We start from the raw sequence: 19,879 nt of genomic DNA on the forward strand, positions 1-19,879 counted from the left end.
AAAACATCGCCCCAAGTATGCAAAGCTTCCATCCACTCGACGGTACTTAGCAATACTTAATTGATAGCCTGTCAATTATGGTTCTATGAATTATTATCGCCGTTTTTGGGGAATTTACGCCAGAAATCACATGTAGACAATATCAAAATTAAGAATTACGCCAAATTCTGAAAAGACGTAGGGCGAAGCACTTGCCATACCCCTTCTCAAAAGCCAGCTAGGCGCAGCGTTCCTTTGGCGTACTCCTACGGAGAAGTAAGCTAGGCCTTGGTGTCGCAGACAAGCTTCTCGTACAGAAGGGAAGCAGAAGACTACCGCAAAAAAAAGGCAGCCTGTTATGTATTTTTCTTGCCAGTTGGAGCGAATAGCATGGCAAAATACACATAGGCACGTTAGCGCAGCCTCTCGCACAGAAATGGCTTTCCACAAGGTAGGAATAAGAGTTTCAGTGAGTCATAAGGTAAGTCCCATACATTTGCCGATTATTTTTCACCCCGTCAGCAGCCCCAGGTTAATTTGTTAAACCGAAGGTCGCCGTGGCGGTCTATGATAAACTGACATTCAAAATAAAATAAAAATAGCAAGTCAAAGGACTGCACCACGAAAAATAATATTCTTACATAATATTCTTTTGGAATTAGGGGACTCTTAACTGGGAACTGGCGACGAAAAATTCACTTTCTTCCTCTTCCCCATTCTGCGCTTCCCTATGCCACACTCGCTAAATATCTGATCCTTACATTAAGAAATCTAAAATCCCGTGACTTTGAGCCTGTCTGTTGCTAAATCTCATCGCCAACCCTGGCCCGGACTGATAGAAGCCTATCGCGAATACTTGCCTGTCAGCGAAAAAACACCGATTGTGACTCTGTTCGAGGGAAACACACCCCTAATACCAGTGCCAGCGATCGCAGAACGCATTGGCAGACAAGTGCGGGTTTTTGTAAAATACGACGGTCTGAATCCCACCGGCAGCTTCAAAGACCGGGGGATGACTATGGCAATTTCCAAGGCCAAGGAAGCAGGGGCAAAAGCAGTAATTTGTGCTAGCACGGGCAACACTTCAGCCGCCGCCGCCGCTTATGCAAGACGTGGGGGAATGAATGCCTTTGTACTGATTCCCGACGGTTATGTGGCGCTGGGTAAATTAGCCCAAGCATTACTTTACGGTGCAGAAGTATTGGCAATTAAAGGTAATTTTGACCAAGCGCTAGAAATTGTCCGCGAGATGGCCGAAAGCTATCCGGTCACTTTGGTAAATTCGGTCAATCCCTACCGTCTAGAAGGGCAGAAAACAGGAGCCTTTGAAATCGTTGATGCGCTGGGTGATGCTCCAGACTGGCTGTGTATCCCCGTGGGCAATGCGGGAAATATTACAGCATATTGGATGGGATTTTGTCAATATCATCAAGATGGGAAGTGCGATCGCTTACCGCGAATGATGGGATTTCAAGCCGCAGGTGCAGCCCCCTTAGTACACGGTCAACGAGTGGCGCATCCCGAAACCCTAGCGACAGCAATTCGCATTGGCAACCCTGCTAGTTGGGAATTAGCGATCGCAGCGCAAACCGCAAGTCAGGGAAATTTCCACGCCGTTACCGATGCCGAAATTCTCGACGCTTATCGACTTTTGGCAGCATCAGAAGGTATCTTCTGCGAACCTGCTAGCGCCGCTTCTGTAGCCGGTTTGTTGCAGGTGAAAGACCAAATTCCGACAGGGGCGACAGTGGTTTGTGTCCTCACAGGCAATGGTTTAAAAGACCCAGATACAGCTATTAAACACAATCACAGTCAATTTAAACAGGGTATTGCAGCAGAATTGGGCGCAGTAGCCGAGGCGATGGGATTTTAAAACTGGTTGATCATCTTGATAATGGCTGAAACCCAAAAGCATAGAGAGCGACTAAATTTATTTATGGATTTATTTATGGAGATTTTGAATTTTGAATTTTGAATTCGGAGCGAAGCGACGTGACTCATTCTACTGATATTGCCACCTTAGCCCGGTGGATGGCAGCTGACTTTAGTAATCAAGAACAAGCTTTTGAAAATCCGCCATTTTATGCCCACATTCGCGTGTGCATCCGTCCCCTTCCCTTGGAATTTTTCTCAGGGGTAAGTTTGTTTCTCGAACAAGCTTATGATTTTATGCTCAATCAACCCTACCGGATGCGGGTAATGAAGTTGATTCAGGCAGAAAACCACATTGTTATTGAACACTACACGGTTAAAGAAGAACAAAAATTTTACGGTGCATCTCGTGACCCCGAACGTTTAAAAGTTTTATCTGTTGACCAATTGGAAAAAATGTCAGGTTGCAACATGGTTGTAGAGTGGACAGGTAATAGCTTCAAAGGCAGGGTTGAACCTGGTAAAGGCTGCATTGTGGTTCGTGACGGTAAAAATACTTATCTGGATAACGAATTTGAGATTGACTCTAAAGAATTTTTCAGCCTCGACCGGGGAAGGGATTTAGACACCGATGAACGTCTCTGGGGTTCTATCGCGGGGCCATTTCACTTTGTCCGATGGAGCAGTTTTGCCGATGAAGTGAAGGTGTAACAAGTGAGGAGTGAGGAGTGAAAACTCATAACTCAGAACTCAGAATTCACTAGCGATCGCCTAAAGACTACCAGAAACATCCAGTTAACCCACTATCTCTACCTCAGAATCCTATGCTATCATGGGTTAACTAGCGCCCTATGGCTACGGAATGGCTACTAAGCATACCTTAGGGAACATTAAAGTAGTTCAGGGAACTCGGAGTGGCGGCATAGCCAAGTGGTAAGGCAGAGGTCTGCAAAACCTCCACCCCCGGTTCAAATCCGGGTGCCGCCTTCAAAGAAATACAAGCTCAATAAGCTTTGCAGGGACGGGTTTACACCCCGTCCTTAATTGTTTCTGGGGTAAAACTGGGGTAATCATTCTGCGTTTACTGACTATCACCACCCTTGCCATTCATTGCCATTTTTAGCCGTATCATGTCAAATGTGGTCACAAAACTTGCTACGTTTTTGGCATGGACGATCCAATAGACAGGAAGATTCAGCAGGCAAATGAGCGGCTGACGAAAAAAGGCAGTCGAGTCAAGATTTACAGGCGAGGCAGCCGTTTGTGGCTAAGGGGAACCCTGCCACCTAAACTACACATCACTGGGAAAGATAAAGATTATTCTCAGTTCGTTTCTTTGGGCAACAATGCGATCGCAATTAGAGATTATCTGATTGCCAATCCCCAGCAAATACTAATTATCATCGGACTTTTGTGAGTAATACTAGAGAAAAATTACTGGTGACGAAGTTCAATATGAACCTAAGTATAGTTGATGATAAATTGCAGATAGAATTTACCTTTAAAGAGCAACTGCTAGCTGTTCGCTGTAATAAACTTTGGCAAATATCACTAGCCCATATTGAACAAGTTACGACAGCCGAACCCCAAAGTAATTGGCAAGAATTGCGTGCCCCTGGTAGTTTTATTCCTGGAGTGATTAAGGCTGGAACTTATTACACTAACCGAGGTAAAGAGTTTTGGTATGTGAATCGAGAGACAAATTATTTAACCATTCAATTGCGAGATGAATCCTACAAGCGGATTATCTTAACTATTGATAACAATGAGTCTTGGCAACAAAGACTTGCTCAGATAATTGCTGCATAGTTAGCAAAGCAAAATCAGCCCCACAACATAAGTTGTGCGGCATTGCTTATTAGTGTTAATTTCAGCCAAAATACGGGAGAAAGTCTCGTTTCCAGATATAACCTGGAAATGCTGGCTGCATCGTTTCTGCCGCAAGTAAGGGAGGCGGCAGCCCACTAATAGGCATTCACAGTCTGAGACTGGGAACGAGGCAATCTCTCAAAGATTTGTCTAGTCAGACTTCTACTTTATTTGGTGTTCTCTGTATTAACCACCTGCGACAGCGGGGACAATACTTACTTCATCGCCATCCTTAAGAGTTGTGTTAATACCATCTAAATGGCGGATATCTTCGCTATCGACGTAAAAATTTACAAACCGACGAAGCTTGCCTTGTTCATCGCACAACCGGGATTTAATACCAGGAAAGCTTTTTTCTAAGGAGTCCAACAATTCAGCAATGGTGCTACCGCTAGATTCTAGAGTAGCTTGATTATTAGTAAAACTCTGAAGAGTAGTAGGAACTAAAACTTTTACAGCCATACAAGTACAAAGTGAAGAGTGAAGAGTTAGCAATAAAGTTAAGAGTAAAGAGTTATGAATAAAAAAAACTCATAACTCATAACTCCTAATTAAACGAGGACTTGTTGCCATTCCAAGCGATCCAGAGTCCGCGATCGCTCTAGGGCCCGTTCAAAACTATCGAGTTTGGCATCAATAGTCAAGGGTTCGCCAACGTAGCCTTGGATTGCTTCTTGGGTTTTCAGACCATTGCCGGTGATGTAAATCACGGTAGTTTCATCTGGATCAATTTTGCCAGCTTCTACCAATTTTTTCAGCACGGCAACGGTTGTACCACCAGCCGTTTCTGTGAAGATGCCTTCGGTTTCTGCCAGCAGCTTGATGCCATCAATAATTTCTGCATCATTGACTGATTCAATGTTACCACCAGTCTTCTGAGCTAACTCCACAGCATAAATGCCGTCTGCTGGATTGCCGATCGCCAGCGATTTAGCAATTGTATTCGGTTTAACTGGCTTAATAAAGTCGCGTCCTTCTTTGAAGGCTTGGGCAATGGGTGAACAACCTTCAGCTTGAGCGCCACTGAAACGGACGTTCTTGTTTTCTACCAAACCAACTTCTACAAATTCTTGGAACCCTTTATAAATTTTGGTAAATAGTGAACCAGAAGCTAAAGGAGCAACAACATGATCCGGTAGTTCCCAGCCTAGTTGTTCAGCAACTTCAAAGCCTAGCGTCTTAGAACCTTCAGAGTAGTAAGGGCGGAGATTAATATTGACAAAACCCCACCCGTGTGTATTAGCAACTTCCGAGCAGAGACGATTTACTTGATCGTAGTTGCCTTTGACGGCCATTAGGGTAGGACTGTAAATCAGGCTACCGATAATTTTACCGGCTTCTAAATCTGCGGGGATGAACACACAGCAGTCTAAACCGGCGTGAGCTGCGATCGCAGCTGTAGAATTTGCCAAGTTACCAGTGCTAGCACAAGAAACAGTAGTGAAACCCAACTCCCGCGCTCTGGAGAGGGCAACTGACACTACCCGATCCTTAAAGCTCAGGGTGGGCATATTAACGGCATCATTTTTTATATAAAGCTTATTTAGACCCAGGCGACGGGCAAGACGGTGGGAACGAACCAAGGGAGTCATACCAGTTCCCACATCTATAACATTGTCAGTTGCGACAGGCAAAAAGGGCCGGTAGCGCCAAATTGAATTGGGCCCGGCTTGAATTGTTTCACGAGTGACAGTTAGACGCAGGGCGTTGTAATCATACTTGACTTCTAGCGGCCCAAAGCATAACTCACAAACATTACTGGCTTTGAGTTCATATTCTGCACCACATTCCTTACATTTCAAGGCTTGAAAGTAAGCAGTGCTGGCTTTGGTTTGGGTTGTGATTGCCTGAGTCATAAACTAGCTTTCCCTGTTTGTCTGTCACTGTCGCCTGATACTAACACGAGCAAAAATCCCAGTCAAACATACCCGACAAAAATTATCGGGTATGTTTGGTAATGAAAGGAATGATTTTTGTAAAACTTTGATATCAGTAATCTCTGTATTTAGTATTTGCACGTATATTTATTGTGTATTAAATAATTAAATAGTTCCAACTTATCAGTTTTAACACGGGGAAACAATATGATTAAATTGCATTATAGTTATGATTAATTTGCATTTATTTAAATCACTATCCTATTTAAGTGATCTAGATCACTTAGTTAACCTTCTATTTTTTTATTTTAATGACTTCACAGGGTAGTATGCATTTCTGACAGCTAAGACTCAAAAGTATCTTCAGGTATAAGTTTTAGTGTTTTGAGCGTTTGATTAAATCACTAAAATTGCTATGTGTGTTGCCAAAATAAAGTTAATTTTTCAGCTTTGACGCACTCAATCATCGTTAGAGAAGTTACTTATTTATACGGAAGATTTTTTTTGCTTTAAAAGCTACATTTCTATTTACATCGACAATTTAACAGAATACAGTAATAAATTACACATATTTGCGATTGCCAGCCTTGAGTCTCAAGAGTAAGCGTAAAACAAGTAGGCAAGTTATTTCTGCTTATTGGCTCAATATAGTTTTTAAGGAGTGTCAATAATTTAACTCCTTAAATATGTACTTCCCGATATGTTGAAGTTTTGGGCAGCTATAATCGGTAATTCTTAAAGGAATTGCCGAACTTTATCGTGTCTCAAAATCCGAGATACAAGTTCAGCAAATAAACAAACTACTCCTATGGTAAATCGAAATAAATCTGTCAACAAGCAGCGTAAGCCTTACCAATGTCTAGTAGCAACAGCATTATTAACTGGTAGCCTTTTCCAATTTGTCACACCTGTATTAGCTGACGGAACTACTGCGGGTACATCTATTAGTAACACCGCGACAGCGACCTACGAAGATCCCAACAGTCCGGGGACAACAATCAACGCCACTTCTAACACTGTCGTTGTCACTGTAGCAGAGGTTGCTGGGATCACCGTCACAGCATCTGGTGTAACGGATAACACCACTAGCCCTACTAATACAACAGTTCAGGTTGGCGACTTACTAATCTACACCTACACCTTGACCAACGTAGGTAATGACCCCACTAAATTCCACATTCCCAACCAAGCAACAACAACTGGGCCGGGTACAGTTTCTGGCACATTACCAAATGGTGGTACACCTAATAGCCTGCAATATAGCACCGACGGCGGTCAAACTTGGATAAACGTCCCACAAGGCGGCGTAGATACACCCTCAGTTCCGGTTAATGGTACTGTCTTGGTGCGTGTGCCAGTCACTGTACAAGCTGGTGCCCAAACTAATGACATAATTACCGTTACCCTTGGTAACACTCCTGGTGATGCTCAAAACCAACTGCGGAATCCTGATGGTGGTGACGTGTTCAGCGTAGATAACCCCGATAATAGTGTTACTGGTGAGGTATCTGGTACACCAGTTAATGGTACACGGGAAGCTAGCGCCACCGAGCAAATTAAAGTTGGTGTAACGCTGAAGACCTACGCTTTAGCCACCATTCTCAAGGTTCGCAGTGGCTATAACAATGCTGGCACCACTGCAATTACAGATGACAAGCTGACTTATGATTTGAGTTTGCGAGTTGAGTCCAATGATCCCACAGGGCAGGGAATTACACCAGCAGCTTTGACGGGTACAAGCATCAAAGTTAATACTGTTACTGGCAACTATATTTTGGTTTCTGATGCGATTCCTGCGGGTACAGATTTGGCAGTAGCACCAACTGCACCTCCTGGTTGGCAAACTGTCTATACCACTGACCCAGTTACAACTGATGCTAATACAGCTAGTTGGACTACAACAGCACCACCCTCTCTGGCCTCAGTCACTCGCGTTGGTTTTATCAATAATCCAGCGACGATTACTTCCATCGCTCCTGGTACAACGGTGAATGGCTTCTCGATTCAGCTAGCCGTTAAATCAACTGCAATTTCACCCTTAATCGTCGCTAATATCGCTCAATTGTTTGGTCAAACGCCTACCAGCAATTTTCCAGTATACGACGAATCTGGCGACCAAAATCCCAGCAACTACGACGGGCCTCCAGGCAATATGACACCTCCTCCGGGTACAGATAGCAATGGTGATGGTGTTCCCGATACTCTACCAGCTACCAGCGTTGATGATGGCTATATTAATACTCCAGCATCTCCGGAAACTGGAACTGACACGGGTAACAACAACACTGGTAGTGGTCCTGGCGGTGAGGCGAACGTCTTCACAGTGCAAGCACCTGTTGCTTCATCGGTACTCAACGGGCCGCAGAATGCCCCAGATGCTACTGGGCCATCGGGTCTAACCAATGATGACTTCACCAACAAATCTTCTCTCGTTCCTGCTGGTACAGCACCTAATACTACACTTGACCCACAGTCAGTTGGCTTCACTAACACGATTAAGAATGGTGGTACTGACCCAGGCGTTTTAAAAATAGAGCCAACGCCACCAGCAGTTCCAGGAAATTTACCGAATGGTACGAAGGTGACTATTACCTATAATAGTCTGTCTACTGTTTATACCTACAATAATGGAGCGTTTACCACACCTGGTACAGTAATTACAATCCCCAACGTTGCTCCTGGTGCAACTATCAACTATGGTGTGGAAGTTGATTTACCTCCAGGCACGCAGTTATCCACTGATATTAACAGAGGTTTCCCAGTACCCATCATTGCTTCTATTGACAACTACACGACGGATACTAACGGTGATGGAATCAAGGATAGTGGGAATGATAATACCTTTGATTCATCCAATATCACTATCGATCGCGTGTACACTGGCTTTTTGAAACTGCTGAAAGTGTCGCGAGTCTTACAAGGAACTGGGCCAGTAGTCCAGGGGAATGATGGCACATTCAGTATAGATCCGAAGAAGCCTGCACCAGGAAACATTATTGAGTACCAAATTCAGTACACAAATATTTCTGATCCTCAAGCTGGAACCGGTAATGTGATTTTGAATGCTAACAAAGTTGTGATTATTGAAGATGGTACGCAAAGCCCCAACAACTGGGCATTAGACAATGATGCCAGGGGTCAAATTGATACTAGCAACATTGTTGGTTCAGCTAAGGATTCGGGGACTGCAACCATCCAATTCTTTAATGGTAATCCAGCCAACACCTCTGGCATCGACCAAACTGGAACTACGGTAAACACTGATATTACTAAGTATGTAGATAGTGTAACTGGCGCGATCGCACCGGGTATTCAAAGAACATTTACCTTCCAACGCAAGGTGAACTAATTTGTTGGGAATGGGGATTGGGGATTGGGCGATCGCTGCAATTAGTTTACCTCACCCCCACCCCCTGAACAGCAAGCAAATAAGAGAGTGACTATTTCTTGGCAAAAGCAGGGAAAGATAAGTCAACAATCAGCATTCTGAAAGTTTTTTGAGGTTATTTGTATGAAGCGTGTTTCTCTTGCAGGTTTAGGAGCATTCGCTCTTATTGCTACAGTTCCATTTGTCGGTCAAATTCCGGGAGTTGCAAATGTATGGCATTCAGAAAGCGCCATCGCCCAAAATGTCAAAACTCAAGGGCAAATACAATTGCGCTTAGAAGCAGAAAAGCAAGTGGTAGCTCAGGATCAGCAGGGTAAGCAAAGCCAGAAATGGGAACCTTTGAAAGGTCAAGTTGTGGTGCGACCAGGAGATGTGTTGCGATATACCTTGAGTGGCGAAAATAAGAGCGATCGCCCAGTGAATAATTTGACTCTTAATCAACCTATTCCCAAAGGAATGGTGTACGTGCTGAAATCTGCCAATGTCGCAAACAATGCCAAACTTCTTTATAGCATTGATGGCGGGCGCAGCTTTGTCGAAAATCCTACTGTTAAAGTTACTCTTCCTGGCGGCAAAGTAGAAACAAAACCAGCACCTGCCACTGCTTACACCAATATCCGTTTGCAGATTCCGTCACTTGCAGCGAAGACAACAGTCAAGGCGACTTATCAAACCCAAGTGCGTTGATTGGGGGATTGGGGATTGGGGATTGGGGATTGGGGATTGGGGATTGGGGACTGGGGATTGGGGATTGGGGACTGGGGATTGCGGCCTCCGAAATTTGCGGCTATGCCGCAATGAACAGCATTTCCAGGTTCCACCTGGAAACGAGATTTACACCATTTAAAAATTCTGGATTTCCACAAATAAATTAAGTGCTTTTATTAACAACAAGCTTGACATTCCAGAGGAGATATGTTACGTGAGCCGTCCTCAAAACCAAAAGCAAATTACTTCTAGCAGTAGCTGGTGGCGACGGTTAACAGCTACTGTTCTCCTGGCAGGTGTTTTGCATACTACTATACCTATACCAGCGATCGCGCAACAGACTAACAATCTGGCTGCGTCTTTGCCATTAATAAATCAAGCTACTTATACTTATACAGACTCTGCTAGTAATTATCAATATCAAGGAAGTTCTAGTCAGATCAATGTTACTCCTAACCCATTAGTTGATCCATTAGGGCGGATCTTAGGTTGTGCTGGCACAGTTTTACCTGACTATACAGGTTTTTCAGTTGGCGTATACGAAGTTAACCCTAGCGATCCAACGGGGACAGAATTAGGCAGCTTAGTTTCTTTGACTCGAACAGAGTTACCGGATATTCCTAATAACAATGTTCCTGGTGGTAAATCGCCAAATACCGAAAATAGTAACCCCTACTTCATTACGAATAACCCTGCGGGTGTCTACAATTTTCTATTCGATCCGAATAAGGGTCAAACTGCTCCAGGTAAAACCTATATTTTTGTAGTTAATCCACCACCGACTTCTATCTACAAACAGCGACGCATCAAGATTGAAATCCTTGCTGGCACTGGTACACAAGGTAATGGTGTCGTGCGATATGTCGCTACTTCTCTAGATGGTCAACCAATTAATCTCACAGGCGAAACCAGGGTAGAGCAAACAGTTGTCTTGGTTCCGAATGCAGATGTTGTGGGACTGGACTTATTAGCCTTTGAATTCACCACAAATATGTGTCAAGCCAATCAGTTGCAGATTATCAAAACAGGCGATCGCGCTGCTGCTGAACCTGGAGATACGGTAATCTACCGCCTCTCGGTGAAAAATCTCGCTGATGCTGGTTTGAATAATATATTTGTCACCGACAACCTACCTTTAGGATTCAACTTCTTGCCTAAATCTGTGCGAGGAGAGTTGGATGGAAAAGCAGTCACTCTCACCTCGGAACGTAATGGTAACACAGTGACATTCCGAACAGACGTAACGATTCCCACAGAGAAAGTCCTGAATATTGCCTACGCTGCTCAACTAACAGCCGATGCTCTGCGTGGTAACGGTCGTAACAGTGCGATCGTTAATGCTCAACGAGATGATAACCGTTTTAGCACCAAGGATGGCCCTGCAACGCACCAATTGAAAATTCGTGCAGGAATCGTTTCTGACTGTGGCACGATTATCGGTCGCGTATTTGTTGATAAAAACTTTGATGGTGAACAGCAGTCTGGTGAGCCTGGGGTAGCAAATGCGGTGATTTTTCTGGAGGACGGAAACCGCATCACAACAGATCCTAATGGTTTGTTCTCCTTAGCCAATGCTTTACCTGGATACCACACAGGTGTACTAGACCTCAGTAGTGTCCCCGGTTACACCTTAGCTCACAACCAAAAATTCCGCGAACGCAATAGCCAATCTCGCTTGGTGCATTTGGAGCCTGGTGGCTTAGTACGGATGAACTTCGCAGTTACCGCCGCCTTCCAGGAGCCAGTCAAGAAATGAAACCCAGATTGCACCGTGCAACGAATTTTAACTTGAGGTTGATGGGGGCGATGCCAGTAGCTCTCAGCCTTGTTTTGTATCCTGCCATAGTCAAAGCAGAAATCACGAGTGAAAACCTCCTTTTCCCCTCCCACAGGGAACTTCTAGCTTCCAACTCTCCTTTGCAAGCAAACAAGGGTGTCGAAGCTCAAACGGATCAAAAGAAAGTGGTTGAAAACAGTATAAATTCAAATTCTCCCCATCTCCTGGGAAGTTCCTCGCAGCAGTTTCCACCTCTCGAATTTCCCTCGACTTCTCCAGCACCAACTACTGATACTTCAATTCCAAATGTCCAGCCAAGTGAAACGGAAATACAACCATTTAAACCAGCAGCTTCTGTAGGTTTACTTAGAGGCTTACGCAAAATAGCAGGAATACAGGACAAAGAGAAAATTCCCCCTCCTCCACTTTCTCCCCCCATTTCTACAGCAATTAAAATCCTGACTCCGACGGCTGACAGCGTTGTAGATGTACAAGCTACCACGGTGATTGTGCAATTTCCTGTTGGAAGCCAGGTGGAATTGCGGGTAAATGGCGCGTTGGTAGACTCTTCCTTGGTGGGACGAACTCAAAGCGATGCCAATACTAAATTAGTAACGCAGACATGGTATGGTGTCTCGTTAAAAGAAGGTAATAACGCCATCTCTGCACAAGTAGTTGGAGGTACAGAACCCCCTGTAACGGTGCAAGTCGCAGTCCGGGGAGCGCCACAGCGACTAACCTTAGAAACAGTTGAGTCCCGTATCCCGGCAGATGGACGTTCTACAGCGACAATCCGGGGTCAACTCATCGATGCAAGTGGCAATCGCTCTAACCGTGATGCTGTTATCACCCTCATACCCACTGCTGGCGAGTTGGTTGGGAAAGACTTCAAACCCGATGAACCCGGATTTCAAGTGGAGGCGAAAGCGGGGCAATTTACAGCGATTTTGCGATCGCAGCTGAAGGCGCAAACAGTAAGAATTCGCGCGATCGCTAATGATTTAGAAGCCTTTACCCAACTGCAATTTGAAACTGCACTGCGTCCGAGTTTGGTAACTGGGGTAATAGATTTACGTTTGGGCGCTAGAGGTACAAATTATTACGGCAGTTTCCGTGATTTCCTCCCTCCTGACAAAGACAACAGTTCACAATTAGATTTCCATTCAGCGATATTTGCAACTGGTGCGATCGGGGAATGGTTGTTTACAGGTGCATACAACAGTTCTCGTAGCCTCAATGAAGATTGCGACTGCGATAATCGCCTATTTAGAACTTACCAATCTAGCGAGCAAAACTATCCTGTCTACGGCGATAGCTCCCAAGTTGATGTTCTTGCTCCTTCTATTGACAGCTTCTTTCTGCGTTTTGAGCGTTCAACTCGTATCCCCGGATCTGATCCTGATTATGCCATGTGGGGTGACTACAACACAGAAGAATTTGCGCGGCGATCGCAGCAATTTACTTCTATCACCCGTCAACTCCACGGCTTTAAAGCTAACTACAACTTAGGAAACTTACAAATTACAGGTTTTTATGGCAACAACTTAGAAGGATTTCAACGAGATACCATTGCTCCCGATGGTACTAGTGGTTATTACTTCCTCTCTCGCAGACTACTACAAGCAGGTAGCGAAAATGTCTTTATTGAGTTAGAAGAACTCAATCGTCCTGGGACTGTACTAGAACGCAAGTCCCTTAACCGAGGCCCAGACTACGAAATCGACTACGATCGCGGTACATTATTATTCCGCGAACCAATTCTTCGCACCGATATTGATCAAACCGGACAAGTGTTGGTACGCCGGATTGTTGTTACTTACCAATACGACGACCAAAACTCTGACAGCAATATCTATGCTGGTCGTTTGCAATATAATCTTTCCCGCAAACTCAATCAAGAAAGTTGGATAGGAGCAACTTACGTTCAAGAAAATCATGGGGTGCGTGACTTTCAACTCTACGGCGCAGATGCGCTGATTGCTTTGGGTGACAAGGGGAAGTTAATCGCAGAATATGCCCATTCCACTAATGATTCTGATGTTGTGGGAAAGGTGAGTGGTGAAGCCTACCGCTTGGAAGCTGAGGGAGAAATTGCCAATGGGATTCAAGGTCGTGCTTATTATCGCTTTGCCGATACGGGTTTTGCCAATAATGCCACTATTAGCTTTGTCCCAGGACAAACCCGTTATGGAGCGCAGGTTACAGCTAAACTCACCTCAAGTACCAACGTCAGAGCGCAATATGACCACGAAGACAATTTTGGGATTGCTCCCCAACCACTAGATACCTTTGAAGAACTGTTTGCACCCCGTTCTGAGGCCATACCTGGGAGCCAAGTTAATAATTCTCTGACGACGATTTCGGCTGGGATTCAACAACGCTTGGGTAGCGCTACCGTTGATGTGGATTGGATTCATCGTCATCGAGAAGACAGCATCCCCGACAGCGCCTTGAGTAGTAATTCCGACCAACTGCGATCGCGTTTTTCTATTCCCCTAGCTAAAAACCTGACTTTCCAAGCCCAAAATGAAATGAGCTTATCTTCCCAAAAAGATACTGTTTACCCAGACCGGACTATCTTAGGTTTGAATTGGGCAGTAATTCCTGGTGTCAGCGTCAGTCTGGCCCAACAGTTTTACACTGGCGGTCAATTTTCGGGTAATTCCATCACCAGCTTAAGTGTCAATGGTGAACACAAACTCGGTAGTGATACCACCTTGACTGGTCGTTACTCAATTTTGGGTGGTGCTAACGAAATGACTACTCAAGGAGCAATTGGTCTGAATAACCGCTGGACTATTGCTTCAGGATTGCGGCTGAACTTAGCTTACGAACACGTATTTGGCAACTTCTTCGGACATACTGCGGCGGGTCAACAATATGCTCAACCCTACGCCTATGGTCAAGCAGCATCTGCGATTGGGTTTGATGGTGGCGATAGTTATAGTGTTGGACTGGAATACTCTGATAATCCGCAGTTTCAAGCCAGCGCTCGTTATGAACATCGCTCCTCTTCTGGTGGTACTAATACAGTAATTACCGCAGGTGCCGCAGGTAAAATTTCTCCGGCTCTCACAGCTTTGGTACGCTATCAACAGGCAAACTCTTCCAATCAAAGCCTTTCAGGATTGGGAGATACTGTCAACATGAAGCTAGGTTTAGCCTACCGCGACCCCAATAGCGATAAATTTAATGCTTTATTGCGTTATGAATATCGCGAAAATCCGGCGATTATTCCTGACACCATCCTGTTAGGGAGTGGTACGGGTTCCCAAGACCATACCTTTGCTTTAGAAGCTATCTACGCCCCTAACTGGCAATGGGAATTTTACGGTAAGTATGCTTTGCGTAACAGTACTTCTTATTTAGCCAACGATTTAGTTGGTACAAGTATGGTTAATCTGGCCCAATTACGCGCTACCTATCGTTTGGGATATAGCTGGGATTTAGTTGGTGAGGTTCGGGTAATTAGTCAGTCTAGCTACAGCGAAACAGGCTTTGTGGTAGAAACAGGCTACTACCTCACTCCGAATCTGCGCCTTTCCGCTGGATATGCTTTTGGTAAAGTCGATGACCGGGATTTTTCTGGGACACGTTCCGCAGGTGGGCCATATTTGGGTTTAACGGTCAAGCTTGACGAATTGTTTGATGGCTTTGGACAACAAAAGCCTGTGGCCCGTCAGCAACCAGAATCTACGATGCAAAAAACCCTGGTAGAGAAATTACGAAATCTAAGCATTAGAAATAACTAGAAGCGACTAGAAGTCGCAGCTATACAGACAAAACCTGCCTCCGCAGGTTAATGAGTCTACGGAGGTGAATGATAGCTTGTGCAATAGCAAATTATACTGATCCAATATTTTTAAAACATTTTATTAGACAGACAAGGCTTGTTTGACTTCAACTGGTTCACCCGTCAAACTAAAAGGGCGAACTTCGGTAATTTTTACCTTTACTAACTGCCCTTTCAATTCTTTGATGTCGCCACTGAAGAATGTCAGACGATTACCGCCAGTACGTCCCATCACCTGGGTTTGATCTTTGGGGTTTTGGTCTTCTACTAAAACGGATTCAATGCGTCCAAAGTAACGTTGCGATCGCTCTGCTACTTTCAAGTTTCCTAAATGATTGAGGCGTTGGAGGCGATCGCTTTTAATTTCTTCACTCAGTTGATTATCCCACAAAGCGGCCGGTGTTCCTGGACGCGGTGAATATGCTGCTGTATTCAACATATCAAAGCCAATATCTTCCACTAGTTTCAGGGTATTTTCAAACTGTGCTTCTGTCTCCCCAGGAAAACCGACAATCGCATCAGCACTAATCGAAGCATCTGGCATATACCGCCGAATGGTATCGATAATCCGGCGATATTTTTCATGGGTATAACCCCGCGCCATCGCTTTTAAAAGTTCATTATCCCCAGATTGAAAGGGAATATGGAAGTGTTTGCAGACTTTGGGCAACTCAGCACAAGCCTTAATTAATCTCTCTGTAAAATAACGGGGATGGCTAGTAGCAAATCTTAACCTTTCAATCCCCGGCACATCATGCACATAATAAAGTAAATCTGTGAAGTTGTGCAGATGCCGACCTTCTGGTGTTGTTCCAGGCAAATCTCTACCATAAGCGTCAATATTTTGACCGAGTAGAGTAATTTCCTTGTAACCTTGCCGTCCTAATTCTGCCATTTCAGCCCGGATAGCTGACGGTGTACGAGATTGTTCGACACCGCGCACATTGGGAACCACGCAATAGGTGCAGCGTTCGTTACAGCCGTAAATTACATTTACCCAAGCTGTGACTTTACTATCCCGTCGCGGCTGGGTGATATCTTCAATAATATGAATTGACTCGGTTGCTACAACCTGGTTGCCCTCAAATACTGACTCCAGCAAATCTTTGAGACGGTTGGCGTGTTGTGGCCCCATTACCAAGTCTAATTCTGGGACTCGCCGCAAGAGCGCTTCACCTTCTTGCTGGGCGACACAACCAGCAACGATGAGGGTTAAATCAGGCTGCTCATGCTTGCGCTTCGCTTGTCTGCCAAGATAGGAATATACCTTTTGTTCAGCATTATCCCGAATTGTGCAGGTATTGTAGAGAATCACATCTGCATTATTCGGATCTTCTGACCATTCAAAGCCCATGTCTTCCAAAACGCCAGCCATGCGCTCTGAGTCAGCTTTATTCATCTGACAACCGAAGGTAGTAATGTGGTAGTGGCGTTTAGGAGTGGTCATGGGCAATTCTGCTTAATCAGCGTAATGTATGTAAGGTTTATTTTTATTCTAACCCGCGTAACTCAGTGATAAATGCTGATATTTAGGTTGTTGCTTAGTTAACTAATTAGAGTGAGGTTATTCTTTAGCCTCAAAGTCAACTTTATCATAAATATCTGATAGAGGGATTTGAAATTGAAGAGAGGATAGTATGAGGATACTATTATCTTCTTCATACTCTGAGAAAATCCATTTTTTCTCATCAGTTTTAGAATATTGTTCTACATGATTTTTGTACTGATCAATCAGAACATATTCCTGAAAACTGGGGATGGTGCGATAAGCCGCAAATTTTTCATCTCTGTCATAGCTTCTGGTAGATTTGGATAGCACTTCACAAATTACTAAGGGATTAGTAATTGTATCTGTACGTCCCTCAGAAAATTCTAATGAACCTGCAACAACCATTACATCAGGATATGTATGAATTCGCTTTTTGGGAATCCATAGACGTTGATCGGCGATGAATACTCGATAAGGTTGTCGCTTCAAAGCAAAATTGAGGGCTGCACTTAGATTACCAGCTATTTGATTGTGATTTGGTGTTCCACCTGTCAGGGGTATAATTTGACCATCTATATATTCATGACGATACTCGGAAATCACTTCTAGTTCTAGATATTCTGTGGGAGAATAGTCGCGTTGTTCTTGTAATTGCATAGGAATCTTGGGGATTTTTGATTTTGCATTGACCAGATGCGATTAATGGCGTCTGGTCAATATGTTTTCTTAACGCAAAGGAACGCTAAGGGAAACGCAGAGGGAACGCAAAGGGGTTATTAGGCTGGGTTCCAAGTGCCGTGGAAGCTGTGGGGAATGACGGTGGGTAATGCAAGTTTGCAAACGGGTTCGGCATCCAGGCGATCGCTATCAAATACCCAAACTTCGCTACTATGAGAATTACCATCGTAGACAACGGTTAACACCCAACTTTGTTCAGGGTTTTGGCTGTTTTGGGCGGGGATGGGTTCTGAAGGATAACGGTTTTCTCCTAAGTCTGCTTCAGTGAGGGTTTCGGTCTTGTAGTCGAAGCGTGCGATCGCATTTAATAATTCTTGGCTAATATCTGTTCCTGAACGGAATGTTGACATATATGTGTACCGAGAAGCTTGCCCCACATTTTGCTGTGGTACATTCGGAAATTCACAATGTCGGTTTAATAGTTGCTGAATTGACGTAACTTTACCAGTTTGGGGATGCAGATGAACTCGCGTTAGTGTACTTAGAGCTGGGGTGTGAGTCTGGCCTGTTGCTACTTCCTTGAGATATTGGTTAGTTTGAAAATCTTCATAACGGGCGATATCCACAATCACTGAACCGCTAGCATCTACATAACCGTTAGCAAAATGCCATTGATACCAAGGTTCGGTTTCTCCACGACTGACCACAGATAGGGTTTCTCGGTCAATAACTAAAATCTGAGTTCCTAATCTAGGTTGCCACTCTAGCGAATCACTATAGTTGTTTGTCCCTATTAGCACGGGTAAGACTTTCAACCGCACTGGCGGAAGGAAAAATACAATATACTGTCCTGCTAAAACAAAATCATGCACCAATGGTACACCATCTAGCGGATATACGGCTTGTTGGATAATCCGCCCAGTCGAATCGCTTTTGTAAATATTAAGCGTCGCATTTAGTCCAGGGCTGATGCCAAAGTTAAAAATCTCCCCTGTTTGCTCGTCACGCTTACAATGTGCGGAATAGCTTAATCCTTTTGTTAACCCCCCTAAATCATCTTCGCCCCAAGTTTCTAAAGTTTGTAAATCGAGGGCGTGGGGTTTACCACCTTCCCACAGTGCCAAAAGTTTATCTGGAAGTGCTAGCACTGAGGTATTGGCAGCATTCTTGATCGGCTTTTGCCATTGATTCCAAATTGGCCCTGGTGCAGTCATGCCATAATTGCCGTAGACTAGTTTACCTGCTGCGGTTTCTTCTTGATAGCCAGAGGTTTGCACGTAGCGATAAACCCCGGTTGCAACTGCATCAGTAAAATTTACAGCCAGAATTGCCCCATCTCCATCAAACCAGTGTCCCATGTGAATGCCACCGCGTTCTAGCCGTGCGGGGCCATTGCGGTAAAGAGTGCCACGCAAGCCATCTGGGATTTTGCCAGAGATAATTGGCAGTTGGGTAGAGGGAAATTCTTTTGCCGATTCTGCGTTAGCGTTCGCGCAGCGTTCCGTAGGAAAGCTCACCGTTTGCGTAGCGTCGTCTCGAAGAGAAGGTATCGCACCTGCCCAGGCTTTTATTGTTGACTTTTTGTTAATGGTATGCATACAAAATTATTGCTTGATAAATTATCGATGTACACACTTGCATTCTTACATTTTTATCTTTGTTGCAATTTTTTAACAATGCCTCTAGCTGTGGATGTATAAAGGCTTTGACATGATATTACTCGTTAACTGAGCTAGCTCATAGTCATTAATAAAAATAACCACTAGAGTGAAGTCAATCAACATTCCAAGTGGTTCAAGAAACTATGGTTAGCCAACAAACAATAGATATCGTCAAATCTACAACACCTGTCTTGAAAAAGAACGGTCAGCAAATCACAACTCGGATGTATGAAATTATGTTTCAAAATCATCCAGAAATCAAAGAACAATTTGACATGTCTGCTCAAGCAAATGGTTCGCAGCCTGCGAGGTTGGCTACAGCAGTTTATAGCTATGCTGCCCAAATTGATAATTTACCAGCTTTAAAATCGATGGTGGAAAAGATTGCCCATCGCCATGTGCAGACTCATGTTACACCAGAGCAATATCCTATTGTAGGAGAAAGTTTACTGCAAGCAATGAAAGATGTCTTGGGGGAAGCAGCTACAGAAGAAGTTATCGCAGCTTGGACAGAAGCTTATCAGGCATTGTCTGAAGTGTTCATTCACAGAGAACATGACATATATATAGATGACTTGCAAACAAAAATGCTCTAGTTTGTAAATGGAGTGGCTTCTGTCCAAGATTAAAGACGTTAGTAGATTTTGGTTGCTAGGTTTACCTATTTTTTACCTACGGCTGGCTACACCTACACATTTGTTATTTCGGAGAACCCATTTGTTATTTCGGAGAACCCATTTGTTATTTCGGAGAACCCATTTGTTATTTCGGAGAACCCATTTGTTATT

At 44.2% G+C, this 19,879-nt stretch carries 14 protein-coding genes and 1 tRNA gene; 10 read left to right on the top strand and 5 right to left on the bottom strand.

What is annotated here, in order from left to right; translation table 11 throughout:
- Positions 1-760 precede the first annotated feature (760 nt).
- From thrC (V7K30_RS26450) to V7K30_RS26470, 5 genes are all read left to right on the top strand, one after another.
- A complete protein-coding gene (gene thrC / locus V7K30_RS26450) occupies positions 761-1,852 on the top strand; it encodes a threonine synthase (protein WP_335004400.1) in 1,092 nt (363 codons plus the stop codon).
- 119 nt (positions 1,853-1,971) lie between these two features.
- Complete coding sequence (locus V7K30_RS26455) at positions 1,972-2,562, top strand: chromophore lyase CpcT/CpeT (protein ID WP_335004401.1); 591 nt, start codon at positions 1,972-1,974, stop codon at positions 2,560-2,562.
- Positions 2,563-2,767: 205 nt separating this feature from the next.
- Positions 2,768-2,838: transfer RNA gene (locus tag V7K30_RS26460), tRNA-Cys, on the top strand.
- 181 nt (positions 2,839-3,019) lie between these two features.
- On the top strand, positions 3,020-3,268 hold the full coding sequence (locus tag V7K30_RS26465) for a hypothetical protein (RefSeq protein ID WP_335004403.1): 249 nt from the start codon (positions 3,020-3,022) through the stop codon (positions 3,266-3,268).
- Positions 3,269-3,306: 38 nt separating this feature from the next.
- Positions 3,307-3,660, top strand: a complete 354-nt coding sequence (locus tag V7K30_RS26470; protein ID WP_335004431.1) for a hypothetical protein — start codon at positions 3,307-3,309, stop codon at positions 3,658-3,660.
- Positions 3,661-3,906: 246 nt separating this feature from the next.
- Here V7K30_RS26470 and V7K30_RS26475 read toward each other — a convergent pair whose 3' ends face one another.
- Complete coding sequence (locus V7K30_RS26475) at positions 3,907-4,182, bottom strand: ubiquitin-like small modifier protein 1 (RefSeq protein WP_335004405.1); 276 nt, start codon at positions 4,180-4,182, stop codon at positions 3,907-3,909.
- Between the two features lie 89 nt (positions 4,183-4,271).
- A complete protein-coding gene (gene thrC, locus V7K30_RS26480) occupies positions 4,272-5,576 on the bottom strand; it encodes a threonine synthase (RefSeq protein ID WP_335004407.1) in 1,305 nt (434 codons plus the stop codon).
- A gap of 829 nt (positions 5,577-6,405) precedes the next feature.
- On the opposite strand from thrC (V7K30_RS26480), the gene V7K30_RS26485 reads away from it, so the two are divergent.
- The 4 genes from V7K30_RS26485 (at position 6,406) to V7K30_RS26500 (ending at position 15,222) form a co-directional block, all read left to right on the top strand.
- Complete coding sequence (locus tag V7K30_RS26485) at positions 6,406-8,946, top strand: beta strand repeat-containing protein (protein ID WP_335004409.1); 2,541 nt, start codon at positions 6,406-6,408, stop codon at positions 8,944-8,946.
- Positions 8,947-9,108: 162 nt separating this feature from the next.
- Positions 9,109-9,672: a hypothetical protein gene (locus tag V7K30_RS26490; RefSeq protein ID WP_335004411.1), complete on the top strand. Its 564-nt coding sequence runs from the start codon at positions 9,109-9,111 to the stop codon at positions 9,670-9,672.
- A 235-nt stretch (positions 9,673-9,907) separates the two neighbouring features.
- On the top strand, positions 9,908-11,449 hold the full coding sequence (locus tag V7K30_RS26495; protein WP_335004413.1) for a hypothetical protein: 1,542 nt from the start codon (positions 9,908-9,910) through the stop codon (positions 11,447-11,449).
- On the top strand, positions 11,446-15,222 hold the full coding sequence (locus V7K30_RS26500; RefSeq protein WP_335004415.1) for a TonB-dependent receptor: 3,777 nt from the start codon (positions 11,446-11,448) through the stop codon (positions 15,220-15,222). The genes V7K30_RS26495 and V7K30_RS26500 overlap by 4 nt, the downstream gene beginning before the upstream one ends.
- Before the next feature lie 123 nt (positions 15,223-15,345).
- Here the strand turns inward: V7K30_RS26500 and miaB are convergent, their stop codons facing one another.
- From miaB to V7K30_RS26515, 3 genes are all read right to left on the bottom strand, one after another.
- Entirely contained in the window at positions 15,346-16,710 is a 1,365-nt protein-coding gene (gene miaB / locus V7K30_RS26505) for a tRNA (N6-isopentenyl adenosine(37)-C2)-methylthiotransferase MiaB (RefSeq protein WP_335004417.1), read from the bottom strand.
- A gap of 117 nt (positions 16,711-16,827) precedes the next feature.
- The gene (locus V7K30_RS26510; protein ID WP_335004419.1) at positions 16,828-17,409 is read right to left on the bottom strand and encodes a Uma2 family endonuclease; all 582 of its coding nucleotides are present in this window, start codon (positions 17,407-17,409) and stop codon (positions 16,828-16,830) included.
- 119 nt (positions 17,410-17,528) lie between these two features.
- Positions 17,529-19,028, bottom strand: coding sequence for a carotenoid oxygenase family protein (locus V7K30_RS26515; protein ID WP_335004420.1), 1,500 nt, complete (start codon positions 19,026-19,028; stop codon positions 17,529-17,531).
- 206 nt (positions 19,029-19,234) lie between these two features.
- On the opposite strand from V7K30_RS26515, the gene V7K30_RS26520 reads away from it, so the two are divergent.
- Entirely contained in the window at positions 19,235-19,687 is a 453-nt protein-coding gene (locus V7K30_RS26520) for a globin domain-containing protein (protein WP_335004422.1), read from the top strand.
- Positions 19,688-19,879 lie beyond the last annotated feature (192 nt).

The sequence above is a fragment of the Nostoc sp. genome (assembly GCF_036917655.1).
GTDB lineage: Bacteria > Cyanobacteriota > Cyanobacteriia > Cyanobacteriales > Nostocaceae > Nostoc.